Raw genomic sequence first — 15,792 nt, forward strand, 5'->3', positions numbered from 1 at the left:
GTTGCGGCGCTCGGCAGAGGGATTCTTGAGGAGTTGTGAACGGTGAGAAGATCAAGGGGTCATGGCTGAGCTCCTCGAAACCTCTTCTCTGCCCGCGGGCTCCGATCCGGATGCTGTTTACGCAGCGTTCGTCGAATGGGCGGAGTCGACCGGCATCAGCCTGTACCCCGCGCAAGACGAGGCGGTCATCGAAATCGTCTCACGTCAGAACCTGATCCTGTCGACCCCGACCGGCACGGGCAAGTCGCTCGTCGCGGTCGGCGCCCACTTCGCCGCGCTCATCGACGACCGCACCTCGTTCTACACGGCGCCGATCAAGGCCCTGGTCAGCGAAAAGTTCTTCGCACTCGTCGATATCTTCGGCGCCGAGAACGTGGGCATGATCACTGGTGACTCATCGGTGAACTCCGACGCCCCGATCATCTGCTGCACGGCCGAGATCCTCGCGAACCTTGCGCTGCGCGAGGGCTCGGATGCCGATGTCGGCCAGGTCGTGATGGACGAGTTCCACTTCTATGGCGACCCCGACCGCGGCTGGGCGTGGCAGGTGCCGCTGCTGGAATTGCCGCAGGCGCAGTTCGTCCTCATGTCGGCGACGCTCGGCGATGTGACGACGCTGGCAGAGGATCTGACGCGCCGCACCGGCCGCGAGACCGCCGTCGTGACCGGAGTCGAGCGCCCCGTACCGCTGCACTACTACTACGAGACGACGCCCATCCACGAGACGATCGACGATCTGCTCACCACCGGCCAGTCGCCGATCTACATCGTGCACTTCTCGCAGGCGGCGGCAATGGAGCGCGCTCAGGCCCTCGCCAGCGCGAAGGTCGCGACCCGTGAGCAGCGCGATGCGATCGCCGAGCTGATCGGCGGATTCCGCTTCACGACCGCCTTCGGCAAGACGCTCTCGCGCCTCTTGCGCATGGGAATCGGCGTGCACCACGCGGGGATGCTGCCGAAGTACCGGCGACTGGTCGAGCAACTGGCGCAACGCGGGATGCTGCGGGTGATCTGCGGCACCGACACCCTCGGCGTCGGCATCAACGTGCCGATTCGCACCGTGCTGCTGACCGCGCTGACGAAGTTCGACGGCAAGCGAATGCGGCAGTTGAACGCCCGAGAGTTTCACCAGATCGCGGGTCGTGCAGGGCGGGCTGGCTACGACACCGCGGGTACCGTCGTGGCCCAGGCTCCTGAGCACGAGACCGAGAATCTCGCCGCGATCCGCAAAGCCGGCGATGACGTGAAGAAGAAACGGAAGATCATCCGCAAGAAGGCACCGGACGGGTTCGTCTCGTGGGGCGAACCGTCGTTTCAGAAGCTGGTCGGCTCGGAGCCCGAGACGCTCACCTCGCACATGCAGATCACGAGCGCGATGATGCTGAACATCATCGCGCGCGGCGGCGATGTCTTCGCCAATATGCGATCACTGGTATATGACAATCATGAGACCCGCGCACAGCAGCGTCTGCTCGCGCTGCGCGCCATCGGCATCTACCGCACCCTGCTGCACTCGGGTGTCGTGGAGCATGTGGACGGTGCAATCCGGTTGACTGTCGACCTGCAGCCGAACTTCGCGCTGAACCAACCGCTCTCGCCGTTCGCGCTGGCAGCATTCGAGCTTCTCGACCCAGACGATGCGAGCTTCGCGCTCGACATCGTCTCGATCGCCGAGTCCACCCTCGACGACCCTCGTGCAATCCTCAGCCAGCAGGAGTTCCTCGCCCGCGGCGAGGCCGTCGGGGCGATGAAGGCCGAGGGCATCGAATACGACGAGCGCATGGAGCTGCTCGAGCAGATCAGTTATCCGAAGCCGCTGGAAGAACTGCTGGGCGCCGCATTCGAGACTTACAGCGCGTCGCAGCCCTGGATTCGCGACTTCGAACTGCATCCGAAATCCGTCGTGCGCGACATGTATGAGCGAGCCATGTCGTTCGGAGAATATGTCGCGTACTACAAGGTCGCGCGCTCAGAGGGAGTCGTGCTGCGATACCTGTCTGACGCATATCGCGCCGCTTCGCAGACGATTCCCGAGCACCTGAAGACCGAAGAGCTGCACGATCTCATCGAGTGGCTGGGCGAGCTGGTGCGCCAGGTCGACTCCTCGCTGCTCGACGAGTGGGAGGAACTGGTGGCCGGGGTGCTCGTCGGCCACGGCGACGGCCCGGTTGTACCGCCAGCCCCCAAACGCCTCACCGCCAACACTCGCGCCTTCCGGGTTCTGGTGCGCAACGAGATGTTCCGCCGGGTGCAGCTGGTCGCCCGAGAGAACGTCACCGGTCTTGCGGAACTGGATGCTGCCTTCGGTGCCGACGCGTGGGATGCGGCGCTGGATGCGTACTTCGCCGAGCACGATGAGATCCTCACCGATGCCGATGCACGCGGCCCGAAGCTGCTGCTCATCACCGAGGAACCCGGCGCATGGCGCATCCGTCAGATTCTGCACGACCCGGCTGGCGACCACGATTGGGGCATCTCGGCGACCGTCGATCTGGCGGCGTCCGACGAGGCGGGCGAAGCCGTCATCGCGGTGACGGGCTTCGACCGGTTGTAGGGCGCGTCATCCCGCGTTGCGGATCGTGGGCCGACAAGCCAGATGCCGAACCAGATGCCGCAGAACGTCCAGCATCGGGTGTGTCGGCCACCAGAACGTCACACCGATTCCACGGTCACGCAGAGTCACGCGCGCGCACTGCCGTCGGAAGACAGCGCCGACGCGAACCACGACGTGATCGTAGTCGGATGCGTGATGGCCGTTCCCACGCAGACTGCGAAGGCTCCTGCGGCGCGCGCGGCGGTGACCTCCGCTGGTGTGCGAATCCGCCCTTCGGCCATCACGGGAGTGCGGCAGTCCGCGGCGATGCTGGCGATCAGCTCGAGATCGGCCCCTGTGGTACGCGGTCGTTCCCCCGTGTAACCGGAGAGCGTGGTTCCGAGGATGTCGGCACCCGCATCTTCGGCGGCACGCGCGTCTGCGAGTGAGCCGCAGTCTGCCATCACGAGCACGGTCGGATGCTCCTGGCGTAGCCGCGCGATCGTCGTCGAGAGGCTCAGGCTGTCGGGTCGCGGGCGTCGGGTTCCGTCGAGTGCGACGATGTCAGCGCCCGCTTCCGCGACCGCGAGCGCGTGGCGAAGGGTCGGTGTGATGAAGACACCGTCAGCGCCGTCTTTCCACAGTCCGATCACCGGAACCGTCAGGTCCTCCGCCGCGCGGATGTCGCCGATTCCCTGCAGACGGATGCTGACTGCGCCGCCTGTCACAGCGGCGCGGGCGATCTGTGCCATCGTGTTCGAGTCTCGCATCGGCTCCCCGGGGTAGGCCTGGCACGAGACCACGAGCCCTCCGTCGAGAGCAGCGAGGATGCCGTCACGGTCTTTCACATTCAACTCCGGTCTCATACGTCACCGTCACGAAGACGGCGAAGCCATTCACGGCGTGCGCGATGCGACTCTTTCGACACCACGGCGTCCTCCACAACGGAGTCGAAGCCGTGGAACCCCCCAGACCACACATGCAGCTCGGCGCTGTTTCCGCACGACCACAACGACGTCGCGAATGCCGTGATCGAATCACGGAACACCTCCGCAGAGCCGGTGTCGAGATAGATTGGCGGCAGACCGGTCAAATCTTCACGCCGTCCGGGTGCCGTTCCGACGGCGCCCACCAGCGCCATCGCCCAGGCGGTCGTGTTCGACAGCAGACTCCACGACGGATCGCCCTCGAATTGTCGAGCGGAGACTGTATCCGCATCATCGAGCATCGGGCATACCAGCATGAGACCAGCCAGGTCGAGGCCGTGATCACGGCATTCCAGCGCGGCGGCCGCGGCGACGCCCCCGCCCGCGCTCTGGCCGGCGAGCACAACCGGCAGACCGTCGCGCTTCGCCTCGGCGACCACGCGCAGAACGTTGTCTACCATCTCGTCAAGATTCGCCTCAGGAGCCAGCGGATATTCGCAGGTCCACACCTCGAGCTGCGCGGACGCGCAGTGGCGTGCAAGCACGTCGACGCCATCGAACCTATTGCCAGCGATCAGCCCTCCGCCGTGCAGGAACACCACTCGAATAGCGGGGACTGCGGAGCTGCGGAACACGGTGACGCCCTGCGCAGGGTCCGACCAGCGCAGATCATGACTGAGTGCCACAGCATCCGGAGTCGTTCCCCGCTCCGCGGCGACGCGGCGGTACTCGGCAACATCCGACATCGATGCGACATCCGTCGGGACGGTCTCGGCGAGCTCTTCCAGCCCCGGACGCAGCGAGGGCGCGACTGTCGGTCTCGAGCTCATCCCTTCACCGCTCCCATCGTCATGCCCGCGACGTAGTGGCGCTGCATCAGCAGGGCGAAGATCACAATGGGCACGCAGATCACCAGGCTGAGTGCTGCCATCGAGCCATACTTGACTCCGGCGTCGGTGATGAAGGAAGCTACCCCTGTGCTCAGCACGGGATTGTTCGAGCGGGTCAGCGACTGCGCAATGAGGAACTCATTCCAGCTGAGCACGGCCGTCAGGACCGCAGCGGTCGCCATGCTGCTGGCGACCATCGGCAGAGTCAGGTGTAGGAATCGCTTCGGCAGGCTGGCTCCGTCGATGGCACCCGCCTCGTCGATCTCGGCCGGCAGCCCACGGAAGGCGATCAGCATCAGCCACGTCGCGAACGGGATCGTGATCGACAGATGCCCGAGGATCACGGCCATCGGCGTGTCGAAAAGCCCCCAGTCGCGCATCATCACGAAGAACGGGATGACCATTGCGATACGCGGGTAGAAGCGGAAGAAGAGCAGTACGAAGATGACCGCGCCCACCACCCACGGACGCAGGCCCAGGCGCGCCAGCGCGTAGCCGCTCAGCGTGCCCAGCAGCACCGAGACGATCGTGGTGACGGTGACGATGACGAGCGAATTACGCAGCATCACCCCCGTCTTGGGATCGCTGAAGATGTCGGCGAAGTTCTCGGTGGTCGGATGCTCCGGCAGGAACGACGCGGTGAAGAAGTCGGCCGGGCTCTTGAAACTCGCAGAGATCAGTTCGAAGAACGGGAACGACCAGGTGAGCACGATGCCGATGATCAGCACCCCCATCAGGAGGGGGACGATGCGCTTTCTCATGATGAGACCTCTCTCGATGCGCGATCGAGCCGGAACATCATCACGATGATGATCGCCACGATGATCATGAACAGCCACGAGCCGGCGGCCGACGAGCTGATCTCGAAGTTGCGCAGGCCGAGGGCGTACAGGTAATAGGTGAGCGTGTAGCTCGAGTACCCCGGCCCACCTTGGGTAAGGGTGTAGACCGTGTCGAGCTGAAGCAACGAGTCCAGCGACCGGAATGTGACGACCAGCGCGAAGGCCCCTGTGAGCATGGGGAGCTCCACGCTTCTGAAGGTGCGCCAGCGGCCAGCACCGTCGACACTCGCCGCTTCGGAGAGTTCGTGGGGGATGGATAGCATCGCCGAGCTCACCACGAGCATCACAAATGGGGTCCACTGCCAGGTATCGACGATGACGATCGCGACGATCGACCAGAAGGGGTCGGCGAGCCATTCCGGCCCGGTGATCCCGACCGATGCCAGCGTCGCGTTCACAGACCCGCTGCGGGAGTTGAACATGAGGCGCCAGATGTTGGCTGCCGCCACCGGTGCGATCACCATCGGCAGCAGCAAGATGGCGCGGGCTGTGCGGTGAAGCAGTCTGCCCTTGCGCAGTAGTGCGGCGAGTCCGGTGCCCAGCAGCAGTTGCAGGGCGACCCCGCACACCGTGATGATCAGGCTGGTACGCGCCGCACCCCAGAAGATCGGGTCGGCGAGCACCTTCGCGTAGTTGTCCCAGCCGACGAACGGGCCGGGCTCAGTGGAGTTCGTCAGCGACCACTCCCGAAACGACAGAATGCTGGCGTTGGCAAGCGGATACACCTGGAGGGCGATGACTGCCAGCAGCGCTGGCGCCAGGCACATCCAGAGAAAGAGCCTGTCGGGCCGGGTCGTGAGCGGGGAGGCCGCGTTCCGGCGCGGCCTCCCCGTCGTGACGAGTGTCGTAGTCACTTCTGAACGAACCCGTTCGCCTCTGCCGTGCTGAGCAGAGCCTCGGGCAGCTCGAGCGTCGACCAGCCCTGGTTGATGGCGGCCACTGCGTCAGCCGGGGACCCCTTGCCCGAGACCAGTTCGCCCATCGGGCGCATGAACGGGTCGAATGCTTTGAGCGTGAGCGGGAGGGGCAGCGCCTTCGCCAGGTTCTGCGCCTGGACGGGCAGGTCGTTAGCATGCTTCTTCAGCAGCTCGGGGTCGTCATAGGTCGATTGGAACGGGGAGCCGATGCCGTACGTGAACATCCAGTCCTTGGAGTGCTCAGGCGTGAGGAACTCGTCGATCCACGACCAGGCCAGATCCTTGTCCTTCGACAGCTTCGAGATCGACAGCGACCACGTCGACAGTGCGGGAGTTCCTGGGCCGGGGTACGGCACTTGTGCCCATGCGTCGCCCAGGGTGGAACGATCCTGGTCATTGAGCGCACCGCGCACGAAGCTCGGCCAGACGATGAGCATGGCCGCGTTGCCAGCGAGGAAATTCTCGTTCGCCTCATCGATGCTCAACGACGCCGCGTTGGGCGTGCCGAGAGCCGCGATGTCCACGATCGTCTGCATCGCCTTCGTTGCGGGTTCCTGATCAAGACCCCACTTGCCGTCGGACGTCACGTAGAAGCTGTCATACGCACCCTGGAAGATCGAGGGGATCTGATCGGCGGCTCCGAAGGCGAATGAGATCGGAACAACACCCTCGGGCAGCGTCGACTTGAGGTCGGTCGCCTGGGCGACGAGATCGTCCCAGTCGGCGAATTCGGTGTCGGCGGGCAGGTACTTCGTGTTCACGAACACGCCGTAGGCGTCAGAGGCGTAGGTGAGGCCGACCTGGTCGCCCGACGCGTAAGGGCTGGGACCGTCCTTCAGCAGCTCGGGAATGTACTGGTCGCGGCTCTTCCAGCCGTCAATCTGCTTGGTCAGCGGGTCCAGGTGATTGTAGACCTCGACGTCCCACGCGCTCGTGGACATCACATCGAAAGCGCCGGTTCCCGTGATCAGGTCAGTGGCATTCTGCTGACCGAGTGTGGCGAAGGGGAAGGCTTCGATGGTCACCTTTGCGTCGTGCTGCTTCTCGAAGTCGGGCGCGAACTTCTCGGCGGCGACGTTGTATGTGCCGGAATCCATGTAAGTCACGGTGAGCGATGCTTCTCCGGATGGAGCGGCATCGCCCCCGGAGCAGGCCGCAAGAGTAACTGCAGTGCCGGCCGCAAGAGCGGCCCCACCAAGCCGACGCACGCGCTGTGCGCGAGAGGACGTCCTCATCAAGTCTCCTTTGATTGATTAACCCTAGGGATTTATGTCTACTCTAGGTGTAGGCGATAACATAACAGTCAGCACGAACCACGTCAACTGACGAGATGGGTGAGAATTTGGCTCAAAACAGGCCTATTCAACGCACGGCAAGACAATTGCCAGCGCTCATACCTAGGTTTGCGGTAAAGTCCCTCGATATCGTCGCCTCGCAATGGCCGGGGAAGCAGTTCATGCAGCATCGTCGCCGCAAGAGAGGATCACGCCGCACATGGTTGCCAAGTACAAACAGATTCTTCAGACCCTGTCGTCGCGCATCGACGGCATGAACCCCGGCGATGCCCTGCCCAGCGAAGAGGAGCTCTCGAAGGAATTCGGCGTCTCGCCAATGACGACTCGGCGAGCGCTGACGATCCTGCTCGATGCGAAGCGGATCGTGGGCATTCGCGGGAAAGGCACCTTCGTTTCGCAGCATCCAGTGACCCGAACGATGACGCTGATGTCCTTCAGCGAGGCGATGCGCTCGCAAGGCCGGGTGCCGAACGCCACGGTGCTGGGGATGTCGATGAGCCCTGCCGATGCGAATACGGCCGAGATCCTCGGCGTACCAACAGGCACGAACGTCTACTCCATCCGCCGACTGCGCTTCGGCGACGACGTTCCGATCGGTGTGGATGAATCACTCCTGCCCGCCGATCGCTTCCCAGGTCTACTCGGTCAGGATCTGGGCGGATCGCTGTACGCCGTGCTACGTGAGCAGTACGACACGGCAATCGAGCGCGCGACCTCTCGGATCACCGCTGTCACACCCTCGCCTGAGACAGCATCGCTACTGGAGCTCGGCGTGAACACGCCCTGCCTTGCCGTACATGCGACGGCAAAAGACGAGCATGGTGCGATCGTGGAGTCCACCCGATCGCAGTACCGCGGTGATCTCTACGAGCTCACCGTCGATCACCACCGCGACGAGCTGGCCTGACGGCATACCGGCGCGACCCGCCCACCACGCGACTCACCAGGCGCTGACCGTGTAATCCTTCAAGAAGCAGCCGTGCACGTCTTCGCCGGCCTCGCCGCGAACGATCGGGTCGTACACCCGCGCTGCGCCATCGACGAGATCGAGCGGCGCGTGGAAGCCCTCTTCGGCCAGGCGCACCTTGGTGAAGTGCGGGCGTTCGTCGGTGATCCAGCCGGTATCGACGGCGGTCATCAGGATGCCATCGGTCTCGAGCATCTCCCCCGCACTGGTGCGGGTGAGCATGTTCAGCGCGGCCTTGGCCATGTTGGTGTGCGGATGCCCCGGGCCCTTGTACCGACGTGAGAACTGTCCCTCCATCGCCGACACATTCACCACGTATTTGCGGTGCGCCGACGACGCGGCCATCGCCGGCCTCAACCGGCTGATCAGCAGGAACGGCGCAGTCGTGTTGCACAGCTGCACCTCGAGCATCTCGAGCGGATCGACGTGCTCGACGTTCTGCACCCAGCTGTTCACGGTGTTCACGTCGGGTACGAGCCCGCCAGCGTCGATCGCGGTGCCGTCGGCGTGCTTCACGAGCGATGACGAACCCGGTGCCATGGCGAGCCGCGCCAGGTCTTCGGCAGTGAGCGCCTGCCCGCCCTGTTCGGCGACCGTGCCGCCCAGCGCCGCCACCGACAGCAGCGGGTGCGCGTCGACCGAGGCCTGCAGCGCCTGCGGGTGCGGGTCGGCGGTGTGGCCGAACGTCTCGACCTCGGGCAGCGGTCCGTCCGGAAGCGGCTGCAGCTCAGCATCCGCCAGCAGGGAATACGAACCCGGCGAGCGGCGCACGGTCTGCGCGGCGTTGTTGATGAGAATGTCGAGCGGCCCCTGCGCCGCGACCGAATCGGCGAGGCCGATCACCTGCGCCGGGTCGCGCAGGTCGATGCCGACCACGCGCAGGCGGTGCAGCCAGTCGGCCGCATCCGGCAGGGAGGCGAATCGACGCACGGCATCCCGTGGGAAGCGCGTCGTGATCGTGAGGTGCGCGCCGTCGCGCAGCAGGCGCAGGGCGATGTGCATGCCGATCTTCGCGCGTCCGCCGGTGAGCAGCGCACGCTTGCCGGTGAGGTCGGTGCGGGCGTTGCGCTTGCCGTGGCTGAACCGCGCGCACTCGGGGCACAGTTGGTGATAGAACGCATCAACGAGCGTGTACGGCTGCTTGCAGATATAGCAGTTGCGCGGCTTCAGCAGCTCACCGGCGATCGGCGTCTCGGCAGATGTCTCCAGCGGAATGCCCCGCGTCTCGTCATCGATGCGGTCGGGTGCGCCCGTCGCCGTCGCGGCGATCACGGCACGATCCGCGTCGGCGATCGCGTCGCGGATCTCGCGCCGGCGCACGCGCTTCGCAGCCTTGAACATGATGGAGGTCGCCCGGCGCACCGAGATGAAATCGGGATGCTGCTGATCGATGTGATGCAGCTCTGCGAGCACCTTCAGAGTGGTGGCGAGCTCATCCGGGTCGACGCCGGAGTCGGCGGGCACAGGGGCATCGGTCATTGGGCCGATTCTACGCGAGCAACCTGGGGAAGACGCGGGCACACGGAGCGCGCTTGCACGGTACCGATGACTTTGTCTCCGCCCCGGCGTATCGTCCAGAGCAAGGACAGCGGAGGTCACGATGACGATGACGATGAACGGGATGCAGGGGATCGTTCCCGGCTACCTGCTGGCGCGGCTCGCTGAATCCGAGCGGCACTCTCACGCGGCCCACGCCGCCCGGCAGACGCTGATCGCGGGTCGGCCGACGTTTCGTGCGGCGCTCGAACTCTCGATCGACGCCAACGGGGCGCTCGTCGCCGAGGTGACGCCGGCGCCCACCCGCACGATCTTCGACGCGCAGAACAGCGAGAAGCTGCCCGGCATGATCGTGCGCGGCGAAGACGATGTCCCCGTCGCAGACGCCTCGGTCAACGAGGCCTTCGACGGGCTCGGCGCGACATTTCGGATGCTGCTCGATGCCTTCGACCGCGACTCGCTCGATGGCGCCGGCGCCGCGCTCAATGCCACCGTGCACTACGGCGAAGACTACGACAACGCCTTCTGGGACGGGCAGCGCATGGTGTTCGGCGACGGCGACGGCGAGGTGTTCCGCGGCTTCACCGGATCGATCTCGGTGATCGGACACGAACTCGGGCACGGCGTGATCCAGAGCGCATCGGGGCTCGTCTACCAGGGCCAATCGGGCGCCCTGAACGAGTCGATCGCCGATGTCTTCGGCGCGCTCACCGAGCAGCATCTGCGCCAACAGTCGGCGGATGAGGCGACCTGGCTGATCGGCGAAGGCATCTTCACGGATGCTGTGCAGGGTCGCGCCCTGCGCTCGATGCTCGAACCGGGCACCGCCTACGACGACGATGAGCTGGGCAAGGATCCGCAACCGGGGCACATGCGCGACTTCGTCCGCACCGAGGAGGACAACGGCGGGGTGCACATCAATTCCGGCATCCCGAACCGCGCCTTCGCGCTCGCAGCACAGGCGATCGGCGGCAATGCGTGGGAGAGCGCAGGCCTCGCCTGGTACCGCGCACTCAGCAGCGGGCTGTCTACGACCGCAGGATTCACAGAATTCGCCGAGCGCACACTCGCCGCAGCCGCTGACATCGGGTCTAGCGTGGAAGAAGCGATCCGCACCGCGTGGGTCACTGTCGGAGTGATCGAGGATGCACGAGTACGAGAATCCCGCTGACGAAGCGGACGGCCGATCGGATGCCATGGACAGCGATCCTGTCATTGTCGCGGTCGTGCGCAGCGGCGGCATCGCCGGTCTTCCTCGTCGCTGGCGCGCAGAAGCGGACGCCGACCGCAGACCCGAGTGGCTCGCACTCGTCGAGCGGTGCCCGTGGGGCGACGCGCCAGATGACGTCGCTGTCGGCGCGGATCGGTTCGTCTGGAGCATTCACGCGCGGGTTCACGACGAGCAGCTCGAGCAGGTGCTGCCGGATGCCCATCTGCAGGGCGCATGGCGCGAACTCGTGGATGCTGTTCGCGACGCCGACCAGCCCCCTGTCACAGACGAGCGCCCTGTCGCAGACGATCACCGCACGGAAGGATAGGAACATGGGACTTTTCTCGCAGAAGCAGCAGGAACCGAGCACCTGGGCAGCGTTGCCCGGCGAGCCACTGGATGAGAAAGACGACGCGAACCGTCTCGTTGAACCACCCGCCAGCGACCTGCTGGGCATCGGGATCGGCGCGCAGTACTCGACCGTGGTGCTTCCGGCCGAGCCGCCGGCCCCGGAGGCCGCCGACACGACGAATGCCGAAGGCGACGACTGAGCCCACACTGGGCGTCTGTCGAAGGTCCCTGAACCTGTCGAAGGGCGCTTCGCTACACTCGCTCCATGCCGAACAGCCAAGAAGCCAGCCGTCTGCTCCAGCTCGCGCGCGATGCCCGCACCCGCGGAGATTCGCTGCTGCACCTGCAGTTCGACGTGGCGCAACTGTCGGGCGAGAGTTCGTCATGGGGGTCGGCAGACAACCGGATGCTGCGCGATGACCACGTCGGCTACTTCCTCAGCGAGGTCGAGAAGCTGGGCTGGCGCCTCGAAAGCACCAGCCACGTGTTCGTGGAGAGCGGTGCCACCACCTCTTCGCGCATCCTCGGCACCGGCCAAGGCGTGGTGAATCACGGCGGCGTCGAAGGGTTCTTCACCTTCCGCGCAGCATCCGTCGACTGACCCCCACCCGCCGCCGACGTTGGATCACTAACCGGTTCACGGCGCTCGCAGCCGACGTTAGTGATCCAACGTCACGAAGCTGCTCGCCGGGGCGACCACGTAGCGATGGACTACTGCACTCGATCGAGCGCGGCTGTCATCGCCGAGAGGTCGTAGCGCGCGGGATTCGCTGAAAACTTCACGCCGCTGCGCGAGCGCACAGTGATGCGTGGCTCCCCCAGAAATCGGCTTCGGTGCTGCGAGGCGACGTCGTCATAGGCGATGTGCTTCTCGCGGCCGAAGATCGTGCGGAAACGCACTTCACACGCCCCGGCCTCGACATACCAGTTGCGGTAGGCGATGACCACGCACGCGCCGGCGACGAAGGTGACCGCGGCGGCGATGCGCATGACCAGCAGCTCGGCGGTGTACCGCGAGACGAAAGAGCTCAGCGCAAGCACGAACCCGATCGCCAGCAGCGCGCCTCCGAAGAGAGCGACGAACGTCGGCATCCGCTGGCGCAGCGACACGCTCTTCGCCGGGCTCACCCGGCGCACGAACCGGGCGATGAACACCAGAATCAGCATGATCGCGACGAGCACGATGATGGCTTTGATGGCGAACCCGGACATCCTCCGACGCTACCAAGGACGGGAGCGCCACGCGGACGCTCTACGGTTGAAGGATGACGATCACCGCCGCGGCAGACGGCTCCGCCCTCGGCAATCCAGGACCGAACGGCTGGGCCTGGTACATCGATGACGGATGCTGGGCCGCCGGCGGTTCCCCCCACGGCACCAACAACCAGGGCGAGCTGCGCGCGGTACTCGAACTGCTGCGCGCGACGGCGGGCATCGACGAGAAGCTCATCATCGAATGCGACAGCCGATACGTGATCGATTCGGTGACGAAGTGGATGCCGGGGTGGAAGCGCCGCGGCTGGCGCAAGTCTGATGGCGGACCGGTGCTCAACCGCGATCTGCTCGAGGGCATCGACGAGGCGATCCGCGGGCGCGACGTGTCGTTCACCTGGGTGAAGGGGCACGCCGGGCATCCGTTGAACGAAGCAGCCGACGAGCGTGCGAATGCTGCCGCGAAGGCGTACCAACAGGGCGAAGAGCCCCGCCGAGGTCCCGGTTTCGTGTCGGCGGCAGGGGCGGGGGCGGCTATTGCTGCGGCCATGCCGGTGGTTGCCGCAGCCGAGACCGCGCAGGCCGAGCACACGACGCTCTGGGGCGAGGGCGATCTGCTGAGCGGGCTCGAAGAGGTAGAGGATTTCCCGCCTGTGGCGGTGCACCTGAGTTTGACTTCAGACGAGCATGCGCGCCTCCGCGACCGGGCCGATGCACAGGGGGTCTCGCTCGGTGAGGCTCTGCGTCGCCTGATCTGAGCGGCAACGCCGGTGGGTACGCACGCACTGCCTGACGCGATCCGCGTACACTCGCCGCATGACTTCTCCCGCGCGCACAGTCGGTCGCATTGTTCTCGGGTCGCTGCTGGCGCTGATCGGGGTCTCGCACCTGACGGTCGCCCGCAAAGGCTTTCGGGTCGCGGTGCCGGATTGGGTGCCTGGCGATCCGGACACCACGGTCGTGGCATCCGGCGTCGTCGAGATCGGTCTCGGAACGGCGATGCTGTTCGCGCGCCGTCATCGAGGGCTGGTCGGCACTCTCACCGCGCTGTTCCTCGTGGCGGTGTTCCCCGGCAATGTTTCTCAGTGGAAGCATCAGCGGTACGCGCCCGGCCTCGACACGGATGCGAAGCGCTTCGCGCGTCTGTTCCTGCAGCCGGTATTGATCTGGCTCGTGCTCTGGGCGACGCGCGCGCCGCGACGCTGACTCGCGCCGCCGATGCGGCATTCCGTATCCCGGCGTAGCATCGAGCGCATGACGACACCGGCACGCACTTTCGCACGCATCGCGCTCGGCTCCATGCTCGCGTTCGCCGGGTTGTCGCACCTGACGGTGGCCCGCGATGAATTCCAGGCGCAGGTGCCCGACTGGGTCCCCACCGACAAAGACACGACGGTCGTGGCATCCGGCGTGGTCGAGGTCGCGCTGGGTTCCGCGCTGCTGTTCGTCGGCCGCCGCCGCCGACTGGTCGGCATCGTCGCCGCACTCTTCTTCGTGGCGGTCCTTCCGGGCAACATCTCGCAGTGGACCCATCACCGCGACGGATTCGGGCTCAACACCGATATGAAGCGCTTCGGCCGGCTGTTCTTCCAACCGCTGCTGGTGGCGTGGGCACTGTGGTCGACGCGCGCACCACGCCAGTCCCGCTGATTCGCGCCAGCGTCAGGCCGCGAGCACAGTGCTCTCAAGCCGGGCGAACGAGGCTTCCATGCCGTCGGCCATGCCGGTGGCGAGGATCATGTCACGCGTCGCCAGGTCGGGGTATTCGATGAGCACGGTGACCAATGTGGCCCCGTCTTCCTCGTAGAGGTTGAGGTCGTTGAGTGTCTGCGGTTCTGCCATGCCCTGCATCCGCTCAGTTGTGACGGCACGGCGAGGCGCATCGGTGAGCAGCAGCTCGCCCTCGAAGCCGAAGGGCTCGCCCTCGGTATCGCCGACGGGCGCCCACGAGTTGCGGTAGGTCTCGCCGACCTCGGTGGCGGCGACGCACTCCGTCATCTCCCATCCGTCCGGTCCGAGCATCCACTGCTGAATGAGCTGCGGGTCATGGTGCGCACGCCAGACCAGTTCACGCGACCCCTCCACCAGGCGGGTGATGCGCACGTGGGTGTCATCGAGCAGCTCCACCCGCGTGCCCTTGCCCTGGGCGTATTCGCGCAGATCCTGCAGCACGGCATCCAGCTGCGCCATCGCCGTGCGCGTGCCCTCGATTGCACCCATCTCGACCATTTGCTCCAGCGCCTCGATCGATTGCAAGTAGCTCGTCATAGTCATGCGCGTTCCGTCGTCGGTGGGCTCGAAGCGCACCGCCATCCGCATCGCGGGCAGGTCCGGATTCGGGTTTCCTTCGTCATCGGCGAAGCCATCGAGCACCTCGAAGCCGTGCGGCTCATCGATCGCGAGGAACTCCCAGTAGCCCGATGCGCGCTCTCCGCGTGGCCCGTGCATCGTGTACTGCGCCCGTCCGCCGACGGTGTGATCCCAGGCGGTGAAGGTCGCCGGCCAGCCGGGAGGACCCCAGAACCGCTCGAGCTGGCGCGGGTCGCTGTAGGCGGCCCAGACGCGCTCGACGGGGGCGGCGAACTCGGCGATGACGGTCATCGTCAGCGTCTCGGTCTCGGTGATGACATCGATGACAGGCATTTCATTCTCCAGATTTCGGTGCGGATGGGGGTGCGGTCGGGGCGGCCAGCAGGTCGTCGAGCCGCGCGACGCGGGCGCGCCAGAGCTCTTCGTAGCGGGCGAGCAGGGATCGGGCACGCGCGATCATCTCGGGATCTGCGCGGACCAGCCGCTCGCGTCCCTCGGCGCGCTTGATGATGAGGCCGGCTTCTTCGAGCACGGCAACGTGCTTCTGCACGGCCGCGAACGACATGTCGTACTCGCCGGCGAGCGCAGATACCGACTGCTCGCGCTCGATGGTCCGGCGCACGATGTCGCGCCGAGTCGATGCCGCCAGTGCGTGAAACACACGGTCGATCTCCGCTTCACTGAGTCCAAGTTGTGCAACCATTTGGTTGTACGTTAGACCCGGGCGGATGCTGTGTCAAGAGCTTTCTTGTCGACAGCCCCGACACTTCTGAAGGACGAACGTCATTCTGAAGGACGCTCGGCCCGCCAGCATCCTTCAGAGTTGCCTCCGTCCTTCAGAC

Annotated in this window: 18 protein-coding genes; 9 read left to right on the forward strand and 9 right to left on the reverse strand. The window is 65.6% G+C overall.

The window, feature by feature from the left end; all coding sequences use genetic code 11:
• Window positions 1–61 precede the first annotated feature (61 nt).
• Window positions 62–2,554, forward strand: a complete 2,493-nt coding sequence (locus tag FM104_RS02830; protein ID WP_087129948.1) for a DEAD/DEAH box helicase — start codon at window positions 62–64, stop codon at window positions 2,552–2,554.
• Between the two features lie 125 nt (window positions 2,555–2,679).
• Here the strand turns inward: FM104_RS02830 and FM104_RS02835 are convergent, their stop codons facing one another.
• The 5 genes from FM104_RS02835 to FM104_RS02855 form a co-directional block, all read right to left on the reverse strand.
• Window positions 2,680–3,381, reverse strand: coding sequence for an N-acetylmannosamine-6-phosphate 2-epimerase (locus tag FM104_RS02835; protein ID WP_087129949.1), 702 nt, complete (start codon window positions 3,379–3,381; stop codon window positions 2,680–2,682).
• A gap of 14 nt (window positions 3,382–3,395) precedes the next feature.
• Window positions 3,396–4,289 carry an alpha/beta hydrolase gene (locus tag FM104_RS02840; protein WP_087129950.1) on the reverse strand — a complete coding sequence of 298 codons (894 nt, stop codon included), beginning with the start codon at window positions 4,287–4,289 and terminating at the stop codon, window positions 3,396–3,398.
• Window positions 4,286–5,110, reverse strand: coding sequence for a carbohydrate ABC transporter permease (locus FM104_RS02845; protein ID WP_087129951.1), 825 nt, complete (start codon window positions 5,108–5,110; stop codon window positions 4,286–4,288). Before FM104_RS02845 ends, FM104_RS02840 begins: the two co-directional genes overlap by 4 nt.
• On the reverse strand, window positions 5,107–5,958 hold the full coding sequence (locus tag FM104_RS02850) for a carbohydrate ABC transporter permease (RefSeq protein ID WP_087129952.1): 852 nt from the start codon (window positions 5,956–5,958) through the stop codon (window positions 5,107–5,109). Before FM104_RS02850 ends, FM104_RS02845 begins: the two co-directional genes overlap by 4 nt.
• A gap of 83 nt (window positions 5,959–6,041) precedes the next feature.
• Window positions 6,042–7,205, reverse strand: coding sequence for an extracellular solute-binding protein (locus tag FM104_RS02855; protein ID WP_179206648.1), 1,164 nt, complete (start codon window positions 7,203–7,205; stop codon window positions 6,042–6,044).
• A gap of 397 nt (window positions 7,206–7,602) precedes the next feature.
• On the opposite strand from FM104_RS02855, the gene FM104_RS02860 reads away from it, so the two are divergent.
• Window positions 7,603–8,310: a GntR family transcriptional regulator gene (locus FM104_RS02860; protein ID WP_179206649.1), complete on the forward strand. Its 708-nt coding sequence runs from the start codon at window positions 7,603–7,605 to the stop codon at window positions 8,308–8,310.
• 33 nt (window positions 8,311–8,343) lie between these two features.
• Here FM104_RS02860 and FM104_RS02865 read toward each other — a convergent pair whose 3' ends face one another.
• The gene (locus tag FM104_RS02865) at window positions 8,344–9,849 is read right to left on the reverse strand and encodes an SDR family NAD(P)-dependent oxidoreductase (RefSeq protein WP_087129955.1); all 1,506 of its coding nucleotides are present in this window, start codon (window positions 9,847–9,849) and stop codon (window positions 8,344–8,346) included.
• Between the two features lie 142 nt (window positions 9,850–9,991).
• Between FM104_RS02865 and FM104_RS02870 the strand changes: the two genes are divergently transcribed.
• From FM104_RS02870 to FM104_RS02885, 4 genes are all read left to right on the forward strand, one after another.
• Window positions 9,992–11,038 (forward strand): M4 family metallopeptidase, encoded by a 1,047-nt coding sequence (locus tag FM104_RS02870; RefSeq protein ID WP_087130038.1) that lies wholly within the window; start codon window positions 9,992–9,994, stop codon window positions 11,036–11,038.
• Window positions 11,013–11,405 (forward strand): protealysin inhibitor emfourin, encoded by a 393-nt coding sequence (locus FM104_RS02875; protein ID WP_256971491.1) that lies wholly within the window; start codon window positions 11,013–11,015, stop codon window positions 11,403–11,405. Before FM104_RS02870 ends, FM104_RS02875 begins: the two co-directional genes overlap by 26 nt.
• Before the next feature lie 4 nt (window positions 11,406–11,409).
• Window positions 11,410–11,628 carry a hypothetical protein gene (locus tag FM104_RS02880; RefSeq protein WP_087129956.1) on the forward strand — a complete coding sequence of 73 codons (219 nt, stop codon included), beginning with the start codon at window positions 11,410–11,412 and terminating at the stop codon, window positions 11,626–11,628.
• A gap of 65 nt (window positions 11,629–11,693) precedes the next feature.
• A complete protein-coding gene (locus tag FM104_RS02885; protein WP_087129957.1) occupies window positions 11,694–12,029 on the forward strand; it encodes a hypothetical protein in 336 nt (111 codons plus the stop codon).
• Window positions 12,030–12,139: 110 nt separating this feature from the next.
• Here FM104_RS02885 and FM104_RS02890 read toward each other — a convergent pair whose 3' ends face one another.
• On the reverse strand, window positions 12,140–12,640 hold the full coding sequence (locus tag FM104_RS02890) for a hypothetical protein (protein WP_087129958.1): 501 nt from the start codon (window positions 12,638–12,640) through the stop codon (window positions 12,140–12,142).
• 53 nt (window positions 12,641–12,693) lie between these two features.
• On the opposite strand from FM104_RS02890, the gene FM104_RS02895 reads away from it, so the two are divergent.
• Genes FM104_RS02895 through FM104_RS02905 form a run of 3 tightly spaced genes read left to right on the forward strand, consistent with a single transcriptional unit; the run spans window position 12,694 to window position 14,290 of the window.
• Window positions 12,694–13,398: a ribonuclease H family protein gene (locus tag FM104_RS02895; protein ID WP_087129959.1), complete on the forward strand. Its 705-nt coding sequence runs from the start codon at window positions 12,694–12,696 to the stop codon at window positions 13,396–13,398.
• Between the two features lie 58 nt (window positions 13,399–13,456).
• Window positions 13,457–13,846 carry a DoxX family protein gene (locus FM104_RS02900; protein ID WP_087129960.1) on the forward strand — a complete coding sequence of 130 codons (390 nt, stop codon included), beginning with the start codon at window positions 13,457–13,459 and terminating at the stop codon, window positions 13,844–13,846.
• Between the two features lie 48 nt (window positions 13,847–13,894).
• Window positions 13,895–14,290: a DoxX family protein gene (locus FM104_RS02905; protein WP_087129961.1), complete on the forward strand. Its 396-nt coding sequence runs from the start codon at window positions 13,895–13,897 to the stop codon at window positions 14,288–14,290.
• A gap of 12 nt (window positions 14,291–14,302) precedes the next feature.
• Here the strand turns inward: FM104_RS02905 and FM104_RS02910 are convergent, their stop codons facing one another.
• Both FM104_RS02910 and FM104_RS02915 read right to left on the reverse strand, forming a co-directional pair.
• Window positions 14,303–15,283: an SRPBCC family protein gene (locus FM104_RS02910; protein WP_087129962.1), complete on the reverse strand. Its 981-nt coding sequence runs from the start codon at window positions 15,281–15,283 to the stop codon at window positions 14,303–14,305.
• Window position 15,284: 1 nt separating this feature from the next.
• A complete protein-coding gene (locus FM104_RS02915; RefSeq protein ID WP_087129963.1) occupies window positions 15,285–15,653 on the reverse strand; it encodes an ArsR/SmtB family transcription factor in 369 nt (122 codons plus the stop codon).
• Between the last annotated feature and the right edge of the window lie 139 nt (window positions 15,654–15,792).

The sequence above is a fragment of the Microbacterium esteraromaticum genome (assembly GCF_900163815.1).
Classification (GTDB): Bacteria; Actinomycetota; Actinomycetes; order Actinomycetales; family Microbacteriaceae; genus Microbacterium; species Microbacterium esteraromaticum_B.

Bases quoted from the DNA above. Each gene is read 5' to 3' on its own strand.
- FM104_RS02830 (WP_087129948.1), top strand. From the start codon at position 62: ATGGCTGAGCTCCTCGAAACCTCTTCTCTGCCCGCGGGCTCCGATCCG.
- FM104_RS02840 (WP_087129950.1), bottom strand. From the start codon at position 4,289: ATGAGCTCGAGACCGACAGTCGCGCCCTCGCTGCGTCCGGGGCTGGAA.
- FM104_RS02845 (WP_087129951.1), bottom strand. From the start codon at position 5,110: ATGAGAAAGCGCATCGTCCCCCTCCTGATGGGGGTGCTGATCATCGGC.
- FM104_RS02850 (WP_087129952.1), bottom strand. From the start codon at position 5,958: ATGTGCCTGGCGCCAGCGCTGCTGGCAGTCATCGCCCTCCAGGTGTAT.
- FM104_RS02855 (WP_179206648.1), bottom strand. From the start codon at position 7,205: ATGGATTCCGGCACATACAACGTCGCCGCCGAGAAGTTCGCGCCCGAC.
- FM104_RS02860 (WP_179206649.1), top strand. From the start codon at position 7,603: ATGGTTGCCAAGTACAAACAGATTCTTCAGACCCTGTCGTCGCGCATC.
- FM104_RS02865 (WP_087129955.1), bottom strand. From the start codon at position 9,849: ATGACCGATGCCCCTGTGCCCGCCGACTCCGGCGTCGACCCGGATGAG.
- FM104_RS02870 (WP_087130038.1), top strand. From the start codon at position 9,992: ATGCAGGGGATCGTTCCCGGCTACCTGCTGGCGCGGCTCGCTGAATCC.
- FM104_RS02875 (WP_256971491.1), top strand. From the start codon at position 11,013: ATGCACGAGTACGAGAATCCCGCTGACGAAGCGGACGGCCGATCGGAT.
- FM104_RS02880 (WP_087129956.1), top strand. From the start codon at position 11,410: ATGGGACTTTTCTCGCAGAAGCAGCAGGAACCGAGCACCTGGGCAGCG.
- FM104_RS02885 (WP_087129957.1), top strand. From the start codon at position 11,694: ATGCCGAACAGCCAAGAAGCCAGCCGTCTGCTCCAGCTCGCGCGCGAT.
- FM104_RS02890 (WP_087129958.1), bottom strand. From the start codon at position 12,640: ATGTCCGGGTTCGCCATCAAAGCCATCATCGTGCTCGTCGCGATCATG.
- FM104_RS02895 (WP_087129959.1), top strand. From the start codon at position 12,694: ATGACGATCACCGCCGCGGCAGACGGCTCCGCCCTCGGCAATCCAGGA.
- FM104_RS02900 (WP_087129960.1), top strand. From the start codon at position 13,457: ATGACTTCTCCCGCGCGCACAGTCGGTCGCATTGTTCTCGGGTCGCTG.
- FM104_RS02905 (WP_087129961.1), top strand. From the start codon at position 13,895: ATGACGACACCGGCACGCACTTTCGCACGCATCGCGCTCGGCTCCATG.
- FM104_RS02910 (WP_087129962.1), bottom strand. From the start codon at position 15,283: ATGCCTGTCATCGATGTCATCACCGAGACCGAGACGCTGACGATGACC.
- FM104_RS02915 (WP_087129963.1), bottom strand. From the start codon at position 15,653: ATGGTTGCACAACTTGGACTCAGTGAAGCGGAGATCGACCGTGTGTTT.